Genomic DNA, 15,235 nt, shown 5'->3' on the forward strand with positions numbered 1-15,235 from the left:
ATCCCATGCGGCCAAGTCGTTCACCAGACGCTACCGGTTGGATCGAACTCGGCGATCTCCTGGGTTGAGGCTCGCCAACCGAAGCCCCCTATGGCGAAGGGCCCTTCCGCCAAGGCAGGAAGACCGAAGGCCTGCTCAATCTGCACTTCGTTGATCGCGGCAGTAACGAACGCACCCAGCCCAAGATCGGTCGCACTCAGATAGAGCGTCTGCGACAGATGCCCAACATCCAGCATGAGGGCCCGGTAGGCCTTTGGATGATTGCGGTACTTCCAATGGCTGCGCGCGATGCGCGGCGCATAGATCACCAACACCGGCGCCTGTGCGAACCAATGCTGGCCCGCCAACGCATTGCATGCGAACTCATACAATGGCATCGCGGGGCTCGGCAGTGGTCGCAGTGAATGATCGACCGGCCGATAGTGATAGAGCCCCGGCGAAATGCCTTCGACATGCTGGATCAGCAAGTACGCCTCGGTAGCATGCAGGCTACCTCCTGAGGGGGAATGCTTCTTCAGAAACTGCACGTCTCCACCTTGGTTGACGGAACCTTGTGCAGCGAACACACGCTCCAGAACCTGAGAAAACAGTGCCTGTCCCAGTGGCCGGCCCTGATCGAAGTTTCGACAAGTGACCCGTTGCGAGAGCAGTGAATCCAGGGACTGCGGCACGTGCCGCTGCAGCGGCAGGTCTGGCCCACGAGCTTCGCGCTCAATCGTCGCTGGAGGCGGGGCGCCACAGGATCGCAAGAGACCTGCGACGTTATCCGTACCCAATCGTTGCATCGACTCGACGCTGTTCACTGCGTCCCAGCGCGCCGCATGATGGGTGACAGCCGCCAACGGCCACCAATGCAGCGCACGGTAGCCTTCGTCGGCGTCCCGATGCGTTTGACAGGCGGGTGCATCCGATATCAACAACCCGACTTCCAGAAGACGACGCGATATCGGATCCAGGTCCTGCACCAGCGTCACCCATTCGTCCGGGCTGTAGCGGCCAACGCACACCATTTCCTCCTCAGACACACGTAATTCGCCGGCCAAGTGCGGCGCCAGCGCGAACCAGCACCGCGTATGTGCAAGCCCGTTCCCGCCCGACAACAAACTGCTTAGGTCGAAGTGAGTGCTTTCGCGCGGCTCAAAGAACACGGACGTACAACGCCGCACTTTCATGGGATCATCCTCCGGCCGCACAGGGGGCGCGGCCAACTTCTCATTACTTTTTGACCGGACGGGCGTTTCTGCCCTCCCCGCCGGGCGATGGTGGACGATGATGAATACATTCTCAGACGATTGTGACAAGACTCCGGAACATGCCGGCATCGACTCCAAGGTAGTGGACATCCTGCTGGAGAAGCTGTCCACGGACGACGATTTCCGTGCGACGTTTCAGGCCGATCCGGTCCAGGCGCTGGCCAGTCTTGGTGTCGCCGAAGCCGTTGCGATGGCTGGCCGGACGCCGCAGCCGGGCGACAACTTCTACTGCATGACCACCAACGCGCTGGCCAGCAAGGAAGAGATCGCAGCTACGCGCGCGAAGCTGCAGCAGCACCTTGTGGCGGCAGGCAATCACAACGTGATTTTTTGTTTCGAGGCGGACAAGGTCTGTTCAACGCTCGAGCGCAGCTGAGAAGGCTGTTGCGTCAACGGCCATTGCGCCAGGAAGACAGCCAACTCCCGCGCTGCGGGTTCCGCTTTTCCCTGCGCAAGCAAAGATTCGGCAATCCACAGTTGCGCCATTTTCGAATCCGCAACATTCAATGGTTGCAACGTCTGTGACGCGTTGGCCTCCATGTAGGCACGGCCACGCTGGCTCACCAGCCATCGTGCCTGTGCCTCGGCCTCCGAATGGCGCCCGGCCTTGCTCAGCAAGCCATACAACATCACCCGCGATAGATAGAGATCATCCGCGCGGGCTGGCAACAACGCTATCGCCTCCTCCAGCTTGCCTTGGTTACCCATGACTCCCGCTTTGGTAACGCGCTCTACGGCGGCCAGCACGCTGTATCGGCTGTCAGCGGGAAGCTGCTGAACGCGCGCCAGCGCCTCCACTGCCAATGTCGGGTCGCCCTCACGCAACGCCAGATTGGCGTTGACCAGCAGCATGGTTCCCAGATCACTGCGATTCAATGAATCCCATTTCGACGAGGCGACTTCGGCGACCAGGTCATCGGCGAGCTGCCGCCGACGCTCATCGCGGCGGCGTGCTTCACGCACCAGGTCAACCATGGCACTGATCACGCGAAACTGTTGGTAGATGAAAGCATCCGACGTCCGTGATGCCTCGATGACGCGCTCGGAAAGAACCGCCGCCTCGTGTGGCTGTGCCTGATCCAGCGCAATCGACACACGCTCAATATTGGGCACCAGATCGGTGGCAGGGCTGTTGATCGGCTCCGCCTTGTCCAGCGCGGCGTTTGCCTCGCCAAACTTCTTCATGACAGCCATCGCAGCGGCGACACGTCGGGCATGTCCCGGGCGGGATGGGCCTCCTATGCTCTCAAGATGCTGCAGCGATTGCGCTGGCAAGCCCTTGGCCAACAGTATCCGGGCGACATAGTCCGCTGCGTAATTACGCAACGGATCCTGCGGCACATCGGCAGCCATCGCATAAGGCAACGCTTCATCGAAACGATTGGCGACATACAGATGCCATGCCGCATTTGCCTGACCAGCGAAATCGTCGGGATACAAACCCGCCATCACCTGCCATTTTTCAAGCGCATGCGTAGGTGCCTTCAGCTCTGCCTCCCATGCATCCAGATACAAACGCTCCCGATCCGGCAGGCGCGCGCGCAGCGCCACTGCTTTATCCAGCCAGGGCAGCGCTTTGGGGCGTTCCGAAAGTGCCGCATGGGCGCGAGCGACGCCGAGATATGCCAGTGCGAACTCCGGATCAAGGCGGACAGCCTCGCTGTACATCTGCAGCGACGCTCGCCATTCACCCTCCCGCGCCCTGCGCAGACCCAATGCATAGGCTCGCAACGCCTGCAGGTTGGACGTGGTCACGATCGGCAATGGATCAGAGCCGGATCTGACGACATTGGCGGATTCACCAAGTGCGGTCCGCAGCTTCGACGTAAGGCCGTCCACCGACGCCAACACCGATCCAATTCCCTTTCCATCCACGGATTCGGAACGAACCGTGGATTGCGTGTTGGGATCAATCACCTCGACACTGATGCGTACCTTTCCGCCCACTTCAGAAACCGACGGAAGCAACACCAGACGCGCGCCGTTGCGCAGTGCCACCTCCGATGCGAGAGCCCGGCCCATAAGCTCCTTTTCGGGGTCTCTGCGGGTACGTGTGACCGTTTCGCGCGCGACCATGTCACTGAGCACGTTGACGTAGCGCGACTGTTCCAGGCTGATGCGGAATGCCTGTGCCAAGGAATCGTCGAGCAAGGCATTGCCGGTGTGATTCTTCAGATCCCCCACCACCACCCAGTCGCGCTCGGCAAACGCGATGGCGGGCTCCGATCGGACCAATACCCAGCTCACCGCCGCTACCACCGCAAGCAGTGCTATTTCCGCAGCCAACGCCACCGGCCGCCGCCACAGCGGCAGCTCACGGCGGGCCTTCACCGAGCCGGCCGGCATGCGCAGCGGGGCGCGGCCTTTGCGGCCTACTTCGAATACCTCCTGCCCGTTCGGCATGCCCTTGAAACGCCAGCGCCCGTGCGATTTCCATTGCAGGCTGGCGCCGCGATCACCCAGCTCGCGTTGGCCGCTGCGCATCATTGATTCGGCTGCCGACGACATCAGGATCTGTCCCGGACGCGCCAGCGCCATCAACCGCGCTGCCATGGGCTTGGCCAGCCCTTCCACTTCCAGCGCTTTGGCACCGGCAGCCACCGCTTCTTCACTGTTGTGCCAGGACAGCACGTAGCCCACATGTACGCCCACGCGTGCCTGCAGCGGCAGGTTCAACTCAGTGCCCAGCGCATCCAGTTCGTCCACATAGTCCAGGGCGAAACCCAGCCCGTCCACGGGTGCATCGAACAGCAGGAACATGCCGTCGGAACGGTCGATCAAGCGGCCGTTCCAGCGCTGCAGCAACTGCAGCACCTGCGTGTCGAGCTTGCGGAATAGATCGGCGGCGGCGGTATCGCCAATGCGCTCGACCAGCGTCACCGAGTCGCACAGATCCGTGAGGATCAGCGTCTTGAATTGACGGTTGGATTGCAGATTGTCGGATTCACTGTCCACGTCAGCCTCCCCGTGGCCGCTCAGCCGGGTGTCCATTGCATGCGACCGCCGCCCAGGCGCTTGGCCTCATACAGCGCGCAGTCGGCACGCGAGTAGGCATCGTTCCAGTGGTCACGCCCGTCCATCAGCACCAGACCAATGCTGACCGAGCACGCACCCGGCATCGCGCCGGGAAAGGCCACCAGCCCGCGCACGGCCTCAAGAACGAATCCCGCCACACGCGACAACCGCTCGGCATCCGCCTCTTGCAGCAGCACGCAGAATTCATCGCCGCCCAGTCGGCAGGCGATGTCGTCCTTGCCGGCCACCGAGGTCAACACCCGCCCCAGACACTGCAGCATGTGGTCGCCGGCCAGATGTCCCTGGGAATCATTGAGGCCTTTGAAGTCGTCGCAGTCGATCAGCAACAGGCCCTGCGGACGCCGATCGGAACGGTGCGAATTCTGCAGGTAGACCGTGAGCGCACGGCGGTTGCCCATGCCGGTCAGGTCGTCGGTATAGATCAGCTCGCGCGTGTGCTGCAGCTCATGGCTGGCGCTGTACAGATTGCCGAGTGCCACTTCCAGCTCTTCGTTGCGGCGGCTGAGTTGGCCGATCAGTCGTTGCTCGCTGGAGACCACGCGCCACAACGTGCGACGCAGGAAAAACACCACGGTCGCCGGGTCTTGGTCGATCAGGCGATGGAAACTGGCGCAACTGACTTCAAGTAGCTCGGTGACGCAACACGCGCGTGCAGCCGATGAGCGCGAGTGGCTGTCAATCAGCAGGCCCAGTTCACCGAAGAAATCATTGGCACCGAGTTGCTTGGGCGCCTGGCCGGCACCAAAGTCCAGGCTGATGGCACCGCTGATGACGATGAACATCGAGGAGCCGGTGTCGCCACGCTGAAACAGGACTTCGTCGGTGGCCAGGATACGGCGACGGCCAAACTGGGCAAACAGGGCGCATTCCACGGCAGAAACCTGCGCGCGACGCACCGCTCCCCCTGTGGCCGTCGAGCCCACAGGAAGTTCTGCTTGCAACGCCAGACCCCCCACCCCCATGCCGCTCATCCCTTGCCTCATGGATCCCCGCCGTGGCCGGCGAGTCATCCAGCGAGACTAGCATCAAAATAAGGTGATGTGGGTCTCAAACCTAGGGGGAAACCGTGTCTCCGGCGAGGCAAAAAGAAGGGGCTCGTAAGAGCCCCTTTGAAACGACCTTAACTAAGCGCTCAAGCGGCTTCTTCGGTCTGGAACTGCGCTTCTTCGGTGGAGCCGGTCAGGGCGGTGACGCTGGAAGCGCCCCCCTGGATCACGGTGGTCACATCGTCGAAGTAGCCGGCGCCCACCTCCTGCTGGTGCGAGGCGAAGGTGTAACCCTTTTCACGTGCCGCGAACTCCGGCTCCTGCACCTGCTCCACGTAGTGGCGCATGCCTTCCCCACGGGCGTAGTCGTGGGCGAATTTGAAGGTGTTGAACCAGTTGATGTGGATGCCGGCCAGGGTGATGAACTGGTACTTGTAACCCAGCGCGGCCAGTTCATCCTGGAACCGGGCAATGGTCTTGTCGTCCAGGTTCTTCTTCCAGTTGAACGAGGGCGAGCAGTTGTAGGACAGCAGCTTGCCGGGGCTGGCGGCATGCACGGCCTGGGCAAACTCACGGGCGAAGCCCAGGTCCGGGGTACCGGTTTCGCACCACACCAGGTCGGCATGCGGGGCGTAGGCCACGCCGCGGCTGATGGCCTGCTCCAGGCCGTTCTTGACGCGGTAAAAGCCCTCGGGCGTGCGCTGGCCGGTAACAAACGGCGCATCGTTGGGGTCGAAGTCGCTGGTCAGCAGGTTGGCCGCTTCGGCATCGGTACGGGCCAGCACGATTGTCGGCACGCCCAGCACGTCGGCCGCCAGCCGCGCTGCCGACAACTTCTGGATGGCTTCCTGTGTCGGCACCAACACCTTGCCGCCCATGTGGCCGCACTTCTTCACCGCTGCCAGCTGGTCCTCGAAGTGCACCGCAGCAGCGCCGGCGGTGATCATGTTCTTCATCAGCTCGTAAGCGTTGAGTACGCCGCCGAAACCGGCCTCACCGTCGGCGACGATGGGCAGGAAGAAGTCGATGGCATCCTCTGCCTTCACCTTGTCGTCGATGATGTTCTTCCACTGGATTTCATCGGCACGCTGGAAGGTGTTGTTGATGCGACGAACCATGGTCGGCACCGAGTCATAGGCATACAGCGACTGGTCCGGGTACATGGTTTCGGAGGTGTTGCCGTCGGCAGCCACCTGCCAGCCCGACAGGTACACCGCTTCCAGCCCGGCCTTGGCCTGCTGCATTGCCTGGCCAGCACTGATCGCGCCAAATGCATTGACGTAGCCCTTCTTGGCCTCGCCATTGACCAGGCCCCACAGGCGCTCGGCGCCACGCTTGGCCAGCGTGTATTCCGGCTGCACGCTACCGCGCAGGCGCACCACGTCGGCCGCGCTGTAGGTGCGCTTCAAACCCTTCCAACGCGGGTTGGTATCCCAGTCCTGCTGCAGGGCATCGATCTGTTGCTGGTAAGTGCTCATCGTGTCGTCCTCGAAAGAAGATTGCGTGCGTTAGGGGAAGGAGGGTCAGTCGATCTGCCGGTAAGCCGGCAAGGTCAGGAAGTCAGCCAGTTCTTCGGCGCGGCTGAGTTGGTCGAGCAGGCCGATGGCCTGAGTGATGCGGCCACTGCCAGGCAACGCGGAGGTATCCCCCAGGCGTGCAGGCAGGGCGCGCAGGGTGCTTTCCAGCAGTGCGATGTCGATGGCGGTGCCGTCGTCCAGATGCTGGCTGCCGGCATGCAGCCATTGCCAGATCTGGCTGCGGCTGATCTCGGCAGTGGCAGCGTCTTCCATCAGGTTGTGGATGGGCACGCAGCCATTGCCGTCCAGCCATGCCGCCAGATAGCGCACGCACACTTCAACGTTGTTCTCAAAGCCGGTGCGGGTGACGGTGCCGCTGCACGGTGCGATCAATTCCTCGCCGCTGACCTGCACGTCACGACGCAACACCTGATGTTGATTCGGCGTGGGCATGTGCTCGTCGAAGATGGCGCGCGCCACCGGAATCAAGGCCGGATGCGCGACCCAGGTGCCATCGTGACCCGCGGTGACTTCGCGCAGCTTGTCGGCACGCACGCGGGCCATCGCCTGTTCGTTGGCCGCAGCGTCGTGGTTGATCGGAATCTGCGCGGCCATGCCACCCATCGCGTGGGCGCCACGGCGATGGCAGGTCTTGATCAACAACTCCGAGTACGCCTTCAGGAACGGCTGGGTCATCGTCACCTGGCCGCGCTCGGGGAGCACCTTGTCAGCATGGCGGCGGAAGGTCTTCAGGTAGGAAAAAATGTAGTCCCAGCGCCCACAGTTCAGGCCGACGATGCGCTCACGCAGCGCGTGCAGAATCTCGTCCATCTCAAACACTGCCGGCAGTGTTTCGATCAGCACGGTGACCTTGATCTGCCCATGCGGCAGGCACAGCATTCCCTCGATGTGCGACAGCGCGGTCTCCCACAACGCGGCCTCTTCCATCGACTGCAGCTTGGGCAGGTAGAAGTACGGGCCACGGTCGTTGTCCATCAACGTACGGGCGTTGTGGAAGGCAAACACCGCCGCATCGAACAGGCCGCCAGCAATCGGCTGGCCGTCGACCAGCACATGCTTCTCGTCCAGGTGCCAGCCGCGCGGGCGCACGATCAGCACCGCCTGCTCGTCGAACGGGCGCAACGTGTAGTGCTTGGCCGGCTTTCCGTTGGCGGCCGGTGCGGTGAAGTCCAGGTCACCGCGCACCGCCGCACGCATGGTCTGCTGGCCAGCCAGCACGTTGCGCCAGGTCGGCGAGGTGGAATCCTCGAAGTCCGCCATGAACACCTTGGCGCCGGAGTTCAGCGCATTGATGACCATCTTCGGATCGGTCGGGCCGGTGATCTCGACGCGGCGGTCCTGCAGCGCGGCCGGGATCGGCGCCACCGTCCAGTCGCCTTCACGGATGTCGCGGGTATCGCTGCGGAAATCCGGTGCGCCACCCTGATCGAAATGGGCCTGACGCAATTCGCGCGCCGCCAGCCGCTTCTGCCGCTCCGGCTCCACTGCCCGGTGCAACGACACGAGCAGCCCCAGCGCACCGGCCGGCAACAGGCCGGACTGACCGGCCAGCTGCGTGGTCACGGTGATGCCCGGGGTCGGGCGGGGAATGGTCTGTGCCGGGATGGCCTGGGCGACGGCGGACATGGGCGGTTCCTGCGGGCTCGTGGGACTCCAACGTGCAGCCGCAGGCACTTATTTAACAAAACAGTTTTTGCAATGTTATCTATAAGTTGTGCTAATAATTAGTTTGAAATGGCCAAGAAAACTCCCGTAACCCCGCGTTTTTCCTACAAGTCTGACCGGCTCAAGCCACTGCGCGCCTTCCTGCAAACGGTGCGGCTTGGTTCGGTTTCGCGGGCAGCGGAGGCGCTTTTTGTCAGCCAACCGGCAGTGAGCCTGCAGCTGCAGGCGCTGGAACGGGAGTTGGGTGTGGTGCTGCTCGAGCGCAGCGGTCGGCGCCTGCTGCCCACCCGCGAGGGCCAATTGCTGTACGACATGGCCCAGCCATTGGTGGAAAACCTGGACGGGCTGCTGCCACGGTTCCGCGAGAAGGTCAGCGGCCTGGATGCGGGCGAGCTCAACATCGCCGCCAATTCGTCGACCATCCTGTATCTGCTGCCGAAGATCGTCGAAAACTTCCGCCGCCAGCACCCCGACGTGCGCCTGACCCTGCACAACGCCATCAGCGCCGACGGTACCGACCTGCTGCGCAGCGACGCGGCCGACCTGGCCGTCGGCTCGATGATGGATGTGCCGGCCGATCTCAGCTACGCGCCGGTGTACCGCTTCGAGCAGGTGCTGATCACCCCGCCCGACCACCCGCTGGCGAAGAAAAAGAACCTGACGCTGGAAGACCTGTCGCCCTGGCCGTTGATCCTGCCACCCCGCCGGCAGATCACCTGGCGGCTGGTGGACCTGGTGTTCCAGCAGCACCGGGTGCCGTACACGGTGGCACTGGAGGTCGGTGGCTGGGAGGTGATCAAGCAGTACGTGGCGATGGGCATGGGCATCTCCATCGTCACCGCGCTGTGCCTCAACGATGGCGACCGCGACAAGCTGGCCACGCGCGCGATGAGCGACTATTTCCCGGCGCGCAGTTATGGCGTGGTGGTGCGCCGGGGCAAGGTGCTGTCACCGCAGGCGCGGGCGTTTGTCGAGTTGATCCAGCCGGATTTGTTTGCGCCGAGGCAATACGACGATACGGGGCATTCGGAGAGGTAGTTTCACCTTTGGCTTTCTGCAACGTGTGGACGCTGCGGTGGCATTGGTGCAGCGTGCGCAGCGCCTCCGGGGAGTCCAGATGTGCCAGCCACGCCTGCTCGCTCCCGCAGTAAAGCCCCAGGTGCGCTGCGCTTACCCGGGCTACGTTTTTTCGTGCACTCCCGCTGTTAGACACGTATCGCAACGGCCAGGCACCTTCACCGAAAGACCCACACGCAAAGAAAAACCGGCAACGTTTCCGCGCCGGTTTCCTGTTCATACGCAGCCCGTCGTAGAGCGGCTTACAGCCGCTGCCAGCGTGGCCCATCACCTCGACGCCAATACACTGCCAGCGCCTTGCCGTAGACCGTGTCGGCATCCACCAGGCCAAAGAAGCGGCCGTCGAAGCTGTTGCCGCGATGGTCGCCCAGCACCAATAGTTTGCCGGCAGGAATGGTGATGTCGGTGATATCCGGCCCACCCCCTTCATCCAGATCCAGTTGCACCTGTTTGCCGCCGAATGCCTCGTGCGCGAGCGATTGCTGCAGCGGTTGGCCATTGATGCTCAGGTAGCCCTCGTGCAGGGCCACATGATCACCGGCGACCGCCACCACACGCTTGATCAGCCGCGTGCCATCGGCCGGCGAATCAAACACCGCCACATCACCGCGTTGCGGCTGGCCGTTGGCAAGCAGGCGCACGTTGGTGAATGGCAGGCGCAAGCCATAGGCGCGCATGTCCACCGCGACGCGGTCACCGGGCTGCAAGGTGGGCTGCATCGACCCGCTGGGTACCTGGTAATGATTGGCCAGGCTGTCGCGCGCGGCGAACAGCAGCAGCAACATCACCGCCAGCGGCAACGCCTCTCGGCGCAACCACGCACGTGCAGAAGGAAGCCGGGATACCGCCGCTGTCTCATTCATGCCGATCACCACCGTGGAAGGTGAGTAATGGACATGCCTGAACCGTGGCAAGTTCCCGGCGGCAAGTCGCTGGATGCTACGCATTATTTACGCGCCCCCCGTTGCCCGGCATGGAGGCTTTACGTGCCTGGCGCGCATCGTGGCACCACCGCGCCGAAGGGCGCTCAATCAAGGCTTCACATGAGCATCCTGCTGATCCGGCACGCATCCAATACGATCGTGCCGGATACCTCGCCACTGCCTGCCCAGGTTGCCGGGCATGACCTGTCCTGCCAGGACTGCGACACGTTGCCGGCCTTGGTTCGTTGCCTGCAGCACGCGCACCGCAGCCAGCCGGCATGGGTACTGATCGAAGTCGCCGCTGCCAACGAGCAGCAATGGTCCGCGCATGGCCCGGCGTTGTGTGCCGCACTGGATGCCCTGCCTGTGCCCTACATCGAGATCGCACGTCACGACGCCGATGCGCTGGACACGCACCTGCATCCGCAACACGCCCCCGTGGCACTGATCTGCAGCCGCGTGCGCGACGATGCCTGTCGGCTGTCATTGGCGATCGCCGCACGTCGCCTGCAAGCGCAGGAGGGCTGAGCCATGTCCATCTTCATCGTGCGCGGCCCCGAAGGCAGCGGGCTGTCGCAGCATGCAGCCGCACCTTTGCCGGCTGCAGTGATGAAATCGCTGGTGCAGCGCGCCCTGGATACCGGCACCAGCATTGCCATGCGCAGCTGCTGCTGCGAACAGGAACTGATTGAAGCGCTATGCGCCGCCGACCACAGCCCCGGTGAAGTCACGCTGCTCGCGCCGGGTGCCTGCGTTCACAGCGAGCGCCTGCGACGCCTGCTGCCGCGCCTGCGCAACGCTTATGTGGAAATACACGATGACGACGGCCATGCATTTGATGCCTGCCTGCCAGCCTCCGCAGGTCACCGCCTGGGTGTGGCACAGGGTTATCGCGCACAAAGTTATGTACTGGCGCTGGAAATGGCGCTGGAACACCTGTGCTGCAACGAGGTCGGTAATCGCGTGCATGTGGGCACCTGAGATGCCACCGGTAGGAATGGCCGTGGCCGCAAAACCCAGAGGCGCTCCGATCACATGAATGCCGGTAACTGCGCGGGCCCGAATCAACCATCCGCTTCACAGTCGAGCTCGCCTCCATGCGGGCGCCAGTACCTTGCCGGGTACGAGGTGTACGTCGACGGGCATCCGTTCTGGTGGGGGCATCTGGCGGTGCGTGTCGAGGATGGTGACGCAGTGCTGAAAGACCCGCAGGGATTGCTCGACCTGCTCTGCAGGATGGCCGCGCAGCGGCATGACGTTGCTGCATCACAGGTGCGGCTGAAGATGGTGAGCCGGCTATAGAAGCGCCGCCGGAAAGCAGATACGCGAACGGCAGGGTTTCCCCTGCCGTTCGTGATTACTTCGTGGATGCTTACTTCAAGCCACGGTTGTGCAGCAGCGGCTCCACACTCGGGTCCTTGCCGCGGAAATCGCGGTAGGCGGTGGACAGGTCGCGGGTGTTGCCGATGGACAGGATCTTGTCGCGGAACACCTGGCCGTTCTCACGGGTCAGGCCGCCGTTCTCCTTGAACCACTCGAACGCATCGTGGTCGATCATCTCCGCCCAGAAATACGCGTAGTAACCGGCCGAATACCCACCACCCCAGATGTGGTCGAAGTAACTGCTGCGGTAACGCGGCGGCACCTGCGACAGATCCACCTTGAAGCGCTTGAGCGCGTCGGCTTCGAACTTGTCCACGTCCTGCAGCGGTGCGTCGGCGCCCTGCGTATGCCATGCCAGGTCCAGCAGCGCAGCTGACAGGTACTCGGTGGTCATGTAGCCCTGGTTGAAGGTCTTGGCCTTGGCGATCTTGTCGACCAAGGCCTGCGGCATCGCTTCCTTGGTCTGGTAATGCTTGGCGTAGTTGGCGAACACCTTCGGGTCCGAGGCCCAGTGCTCGTTGAACTGCGACGGGAACTCGACAAAGTCACGCGGCACGCCGGTGCCGGCCACGCTCGGGTACTTGGTGTTGGAGAACATGCCGTGCAGGGCATGGCCAAACTCATGGAACATCGTGGTCACATCGTCCCAGCTCAACAGCGCCGGTTGGCCCGCTGCAGGCTTGGTGAAGTTGCTCACGTTGTAGACCACCGGCTTGGTCCCGGTCAGGCCGTTCTGTTCGACAAACACGTCCATCCATGCGCCACCGGACTTGCTGTCACGCTTGTAGAAATCGGCGTAGAACAGCGCCAGCGACTTGCCGTCGGCATCGGTCACCTCGAACACACGCACGTCCGGGTGATAGACCGGCAGATCCTTGCGCTCTTTGAAGGTGATGCCGTACAGCTGATTGGCGGCGAAGAACACGCCGTTCTGCAGCACGTTGTCCAACTCGAAGTACGGCTTGATCTGCGCTTCGTCCAGGTCGTACTTGGCCTTGCGCACCTGCTCGGCGTAGAAGTCCCAATCCGACGCGGCCGCCTTGAAGCCACCCTTCTGCGCGTCGATCACTTTCTGGATTTCGGCCAGTTCACCGCGCGCCTTGGCAGTGGCTGCCGGCACCGTGTCAGTGAGCAGCTTCAGCGCGTTGGTCGGGTTCTGCGCCATCTGGTCGGTGAGGTTGTAAGCCGCATAGTTCGGGAAACCGAGCAGCTTGGCCTTGGCCGCGCGCAGCTGCGCCAGACGCTGGATGATTGCGCGGGTGTCATTGGCATCGCCGTGCTCGGTGCGGGTTTCCGACGCTTCCAGCACCTTCGCACGCACGTCGCGGTCCTGCAGCGAGGTCAACACCGGCTGCTGCGTGGTGTTCTGCAGGCTCAGTACCCACTTGCCATCCAGCTTGCGGCCCTTGGCAGCATCTTCGGCGGCAGCGATGTCGGCGTCGGACATGCCGGCCAGCTGTGCCTTGTCATCAATGGTCACGGCACCCGCGGCAGTCGCTGCCACCAGCTTGTTGTGGAAATCGTTGGACAGCGTGGCCTCTTCGGCGTTGAGCTGCTTCAGCGTTTCCTTGTCGGTGTCGTTGAGCTGGGCGCCGGCCTTGACGAAGCCCTTGTAGGTTTCTTCGACCACGCGCAGCTGCTCCGGCTCCAGCGCGGCGCTTTCGCGCGCGTCGTAAACCGACTTCACGCGCTCGAACAGCTTGGCGTCGAGATAGATGGCATCGCTGTGCGCGGCCAGCTTCGGCACCACGTCTTCCTGGATTTTCTGCCGCTCGGGGTTGGTATCGGCCTGCACCACGCTGAAGAACACGCGGCTCACACGGTCGAGAATGGCGCCGGATTGCTCCATCGGCAGCAACGTGTTGTCGAACGTGGCCGGCTGGGTGTTGTCGGCAATCTGCTTGATCTCGGCCAGGTGCTGGCGCATGCCTTCTTCGAAGGCCGGCAGGTAGTCACTGTCCTTGATCTTGTCGAACGCCGGCGCCTGGAAAGGCAGCGTGCTCGCCGTCATGAACGGGTTGGTCGACGCTTCGGCCGGTTGACCAGCGGCAGCGGGGGTATCGGCGGTCACGGGGGCAGTGGACTCCTTGCCGGAACAGGCGGCCAGCGCAAGGCTGACGGCGGTAGCCAGAATGACAGTACGCGACATGAAACGAACTCCTTCAGGACGGGCTTTTTATCAGCCCATCACCCTACTCCGTTCGCCAAATCGCGGCATGTGCCGATGGTGGCGCGTTACCTGCCGCGCCACGTCGGCCTGCCGGAGAATCAGCCGCCCTGGCGGTTCTTCCCCATCCACTGCTGGTACCACAAGCGGATGGCCGCCATATCGGCAACATCGTCACCGCTGGTCTGGAAGACGGGGCCGAAACCCAGCACCCGGTCCGGGTAATGGAAGTACGCCGGCACCACCGGCACATCCGCCATCCGGGCGATCTTCAGGAAGCCCCCCTTCCATTCCTTGACTGGCTTGCGGGTGCCTTCCGGCGCCAGCGCATACCAGACGCGCTCGCCGTTGCGGATCATGTCCACGGCCTGGCCGACCGTTCCTTGTGGCGAACTGCGGTCCACCGGCACCACGCCAAGGCTGCGCAGCACCGCGCTCAACGGCCACCAGAACAGCTTGTCCTTGCCCAGAATGCGGGCTTCGAGCCCCAGCGCCATTTTTGCCGCCAGGCCCCACAGCCCATCCCAATTGGACGAATGCGGTGCGGCGATGACCACGGCCTTGGCCAGGTCCGGAATCGGCCCGCGAACGCGCCAACCGCCCAGGCGCAGAATGCTGCGCCCCAGCCAGCGCGTGAATGCGCCGCCGTTGACCTGCGGCATGTTCGGTGGAATGACAGGCACCACCGGCTCAGGGTTACTCAAGCACTACTCCCAGTTACGTGTTGAACGGCCGCGCTTGACGTGCGCGCGTTCTTTTTTTTGATCCAGACGACGCAGCTTGGAGCCGTAGGTCGGCTTGGTCGCCACGCGCGGCTTGGGCACGGACAGCCCGGCCTGGATGAAACCAACCAAGCGATCACGGGCGTCCTGACGGTTGCGGTCCTGGGTGCGGAAGCGCTGTGCATCAATCACCAATACGCCCTCGCCCGTCATGCGCCGGTCGCGCCGGGCAAGCAAGCGCTCACGCAGTGGCTCAGGCAACGACGGTGAGCCGGCCACGTCAAAACGCAGTTCCACTGCGGTGGACACCTTGTTGACGTTCTGGCCGCCGGCCCCACTGGCGCGCACGAAACGCTCGACGATCTCCGCTTCCGGTATCGCCAACTGTTCCGAGATTTCAATCAGGCCTGTTCCCATCGGCGCATTGTAAGGGCTGCCGGGGGTCTGCTTGTTGGGGCGTCGAAAGCGAAGGGAGCCCCTACCGG

14 protein-coding genes are annotated in these 15,235 nt (G+C 63.1%); 5 read left to right on the top strand and 9 right to left on the bottom strand.

The window, feature by feature from the left end:
- Nucleotides 1-20 precede the first annotated feature (20 nt).
- On the bottom strand, nt 21-1,172 hold the full coding sequence (locus PAN08_RS15720; RefSeq protein ID WP_269792455.1) for a putative peptide maturation dehydrogenase: 1,152 nt from the start codon (nt 1,170-1,172) through the stop codon (nt 21-23).
- Nucleotides 1,173-1,272: 100 nt separating this feature from the next.
- Here PAN08_RS15720 and PAN08_RS15725 point away from each other — a divergent pair, with 100 nt between their 5' ends.
- Nucleotides 1,273-1,629, top strand: a complete 357-nt coding sequence (locus tag PAN08_RS15725) for an NHLP-related RiPP peptide (protein WP_269792456.1) — start codon at nt 1,273-1,275, stop codon at nt 1,627-1,629.
- Here the strand turns inward: PAN08_RS15725 and PAN08_RS15730 are convergent.
- From PAN08_RS15730 to aceB, 4 genes are all read right to left on the bottom strand, one after another.
- Nucleotides 1,569-4,208, bottom strand: a complete 2,640-nt coding sequence (locus tag PAN08_RS15730) for a putative peptide modification system cyclase (RefSeq protein WP_269792457.1) — start codon at nt 4,206-4,208, stop codon at nt 1,569-1,571. The genes PAN08_RS15725 and PAN08_RS15730 overlap by 61 nt on opposite strands.
- Before the next feature lie 20 nt (nt 4,209-4,228).
- The gene (locus PAN08_RS15735) at nt 4,229-5,161 is read right to left on the bottom strand and encodes a GGDEF domain-containing protein (RefSeq protein ID WP_269792458.1); all 933 of its coding nucleotides are present in this window, start codon (nt 5,159-5,161) and stop codon (nt 4,229-4,231) included.
- 260 nt (nt 5,162-5,421) lie between these two features.
- Nucleotides 5,422-6,753, bottom strand: coding sequence for an isocitrate lyase (gene aceA / locus PAN08_RS15740; RefSeq protein ID WP_269792459.1), 1,332 nt, complete (start codon nt 6,751-6,753; stop codon nt 5,422-5,424).
- 45 nt (nt 6,754-6,798) lie between these two features.
- Nucleotides 6,799-8,439 carry a malate synthase A gene (gene aceB / locus PAN08_RS15745; protein ID WP_269792460.1) on the bottom strand — a complete coding sequence of 547 codons (1,641 nt, stop codon included), beginning with the start codon at nt 8,437-8,439 and terminating at the stop codon, nt 6,799-6,801.
- Nucleotides 8,440-8,547: 108 nt separating this feature from the next.
- Between aceB and PAN08_RS15750 the strand changes: the two genes are divergently transcribed.
- Nucleotides 8,548-9,516, top strand: a complete 969-nt coding sequence (locus PAN08_RS15750; protein ID WP_269792461.1) for a LysR family transcriptional regulator — start codon at nt 8,548-8,550, stop codon at nt 9,514-9,516.
- A 281-nt stretch (nt 9,517-9,797) separates the two neighbouring features.
- Here the strand turns inward: PAN08_RS15750 and lepB are convergent, their stop codons facing one another.
- Nucleotides 9,798-10,418, bottom strand: coding sequence for a signal peptidase I (gene lepB / locus PAN08_RS15755; protein WP_269792462.1), 621 nt, complete (start codon nt 10,416-10,418; stop codon nt 9,798-9,800).
- Between the two features lie 180 nt (nt 10,419-10,598).
- On the opposite strand from lepB, the gene PAN08_RS15760 reads away from it, so the two are divergent.
- From PAN08_RS15760 to PAN08_RS15770, 3 genes are read left to right on the top strand one after another with little or no spacing between them, the layout of a single operon-like run.
- Nucleotides 10,599-11,006, top strand: a complete 408-nt coding sequence (locus PAN08_RS15760; RefSeq protein WP_269792463.1) for a hypothetical protein — start codon at nt 10,599-10,601, stop codon at nt 11,004-11,006.
- Between the two features lie 3 nt (nt 11,007-11,009).
- Nucleotides 11,010-11,459 carry a 3-dehydroquinate dehydratase gene (locus PAN08_RS15765; RefSeq protein WP_269792464.1) on the top strand — a complete coding sequence of 150 codons (450 nt, stop codon included), beginning with the start codon at nt 11,010-11,012 and terminating at the stop codon, nt 11,457-11,459.
- 54 nt (nt 11,460-11,513) lie between these two features.
- On the top strand, nt 11,514-11,780 hold the full coding sequence (locus PAN08_RS15770; RefSeq protein WP_269792465.1) for a hypothetical protein: 267 nt from the start codon (nt 11,514-11,516) through the stop codon (nt 11,778-11,780).
- A gap of 70 nt (nt 11,781-11,850) precedes the next feature.
- Here PAN08_RS15770 and dcp read toward each other — a convergent pair whose 3' ends face one another.
- The 3 genes from dcp to arfB form a co-directional block, all read right to left on the bottom strand.
- Nucleotides 11,851-14,010 (bottom strand): peptidyl-dipeptidase Dcp, encoded by a 2,160-nt coding sequence (dcp, locus tag PAN08_RS15775; protein ID WP_269792466.1) that lies wholly within the window; start codon nt 14,008-14,010, stop codon nt 11,851-11,853.
- A 119-nt stretch (nt 14,011-14,129) separates the two neighbouring features.
- Complete coding sequence (locus PAN08_RS15780) at nt 14,130-14,732, bottom strand: lysophospholipid acyltransferase family protein (RefSeq protein ID WP_269792467.1); 603 nt, start codon at nt 14,730-14,732, stop codon at nt 14,130-14,132.
- Between the two features lie 3 nt (nt 14,733-14,735).
- The gene (gene arfB, locus PAN08_RS15785; protein WP_269792468.1) at nt 14,736-15,167 is read right to left on the bottom strand and encodes an alternative ribosome rescue aminoacyl-tRNA hydrolase ArfB; all 432 of its coding nucleotides are present in this window, start codon (nt 15,165-15,167) and stop codon (nt 14,736-14,738) included.
- Nucleotides 15,168-15,235: the final 68 nt, after the last annotated feature.

The organism is Stenotrophomonas sp. Iso1, from assembly GCF_027497995.1.
Lineage (GTDB): Bacteria > Pseudomonadota > Gammaproteobacteria > Xanthomonadales > Xanthomonadaceae > Stenotrophomonas.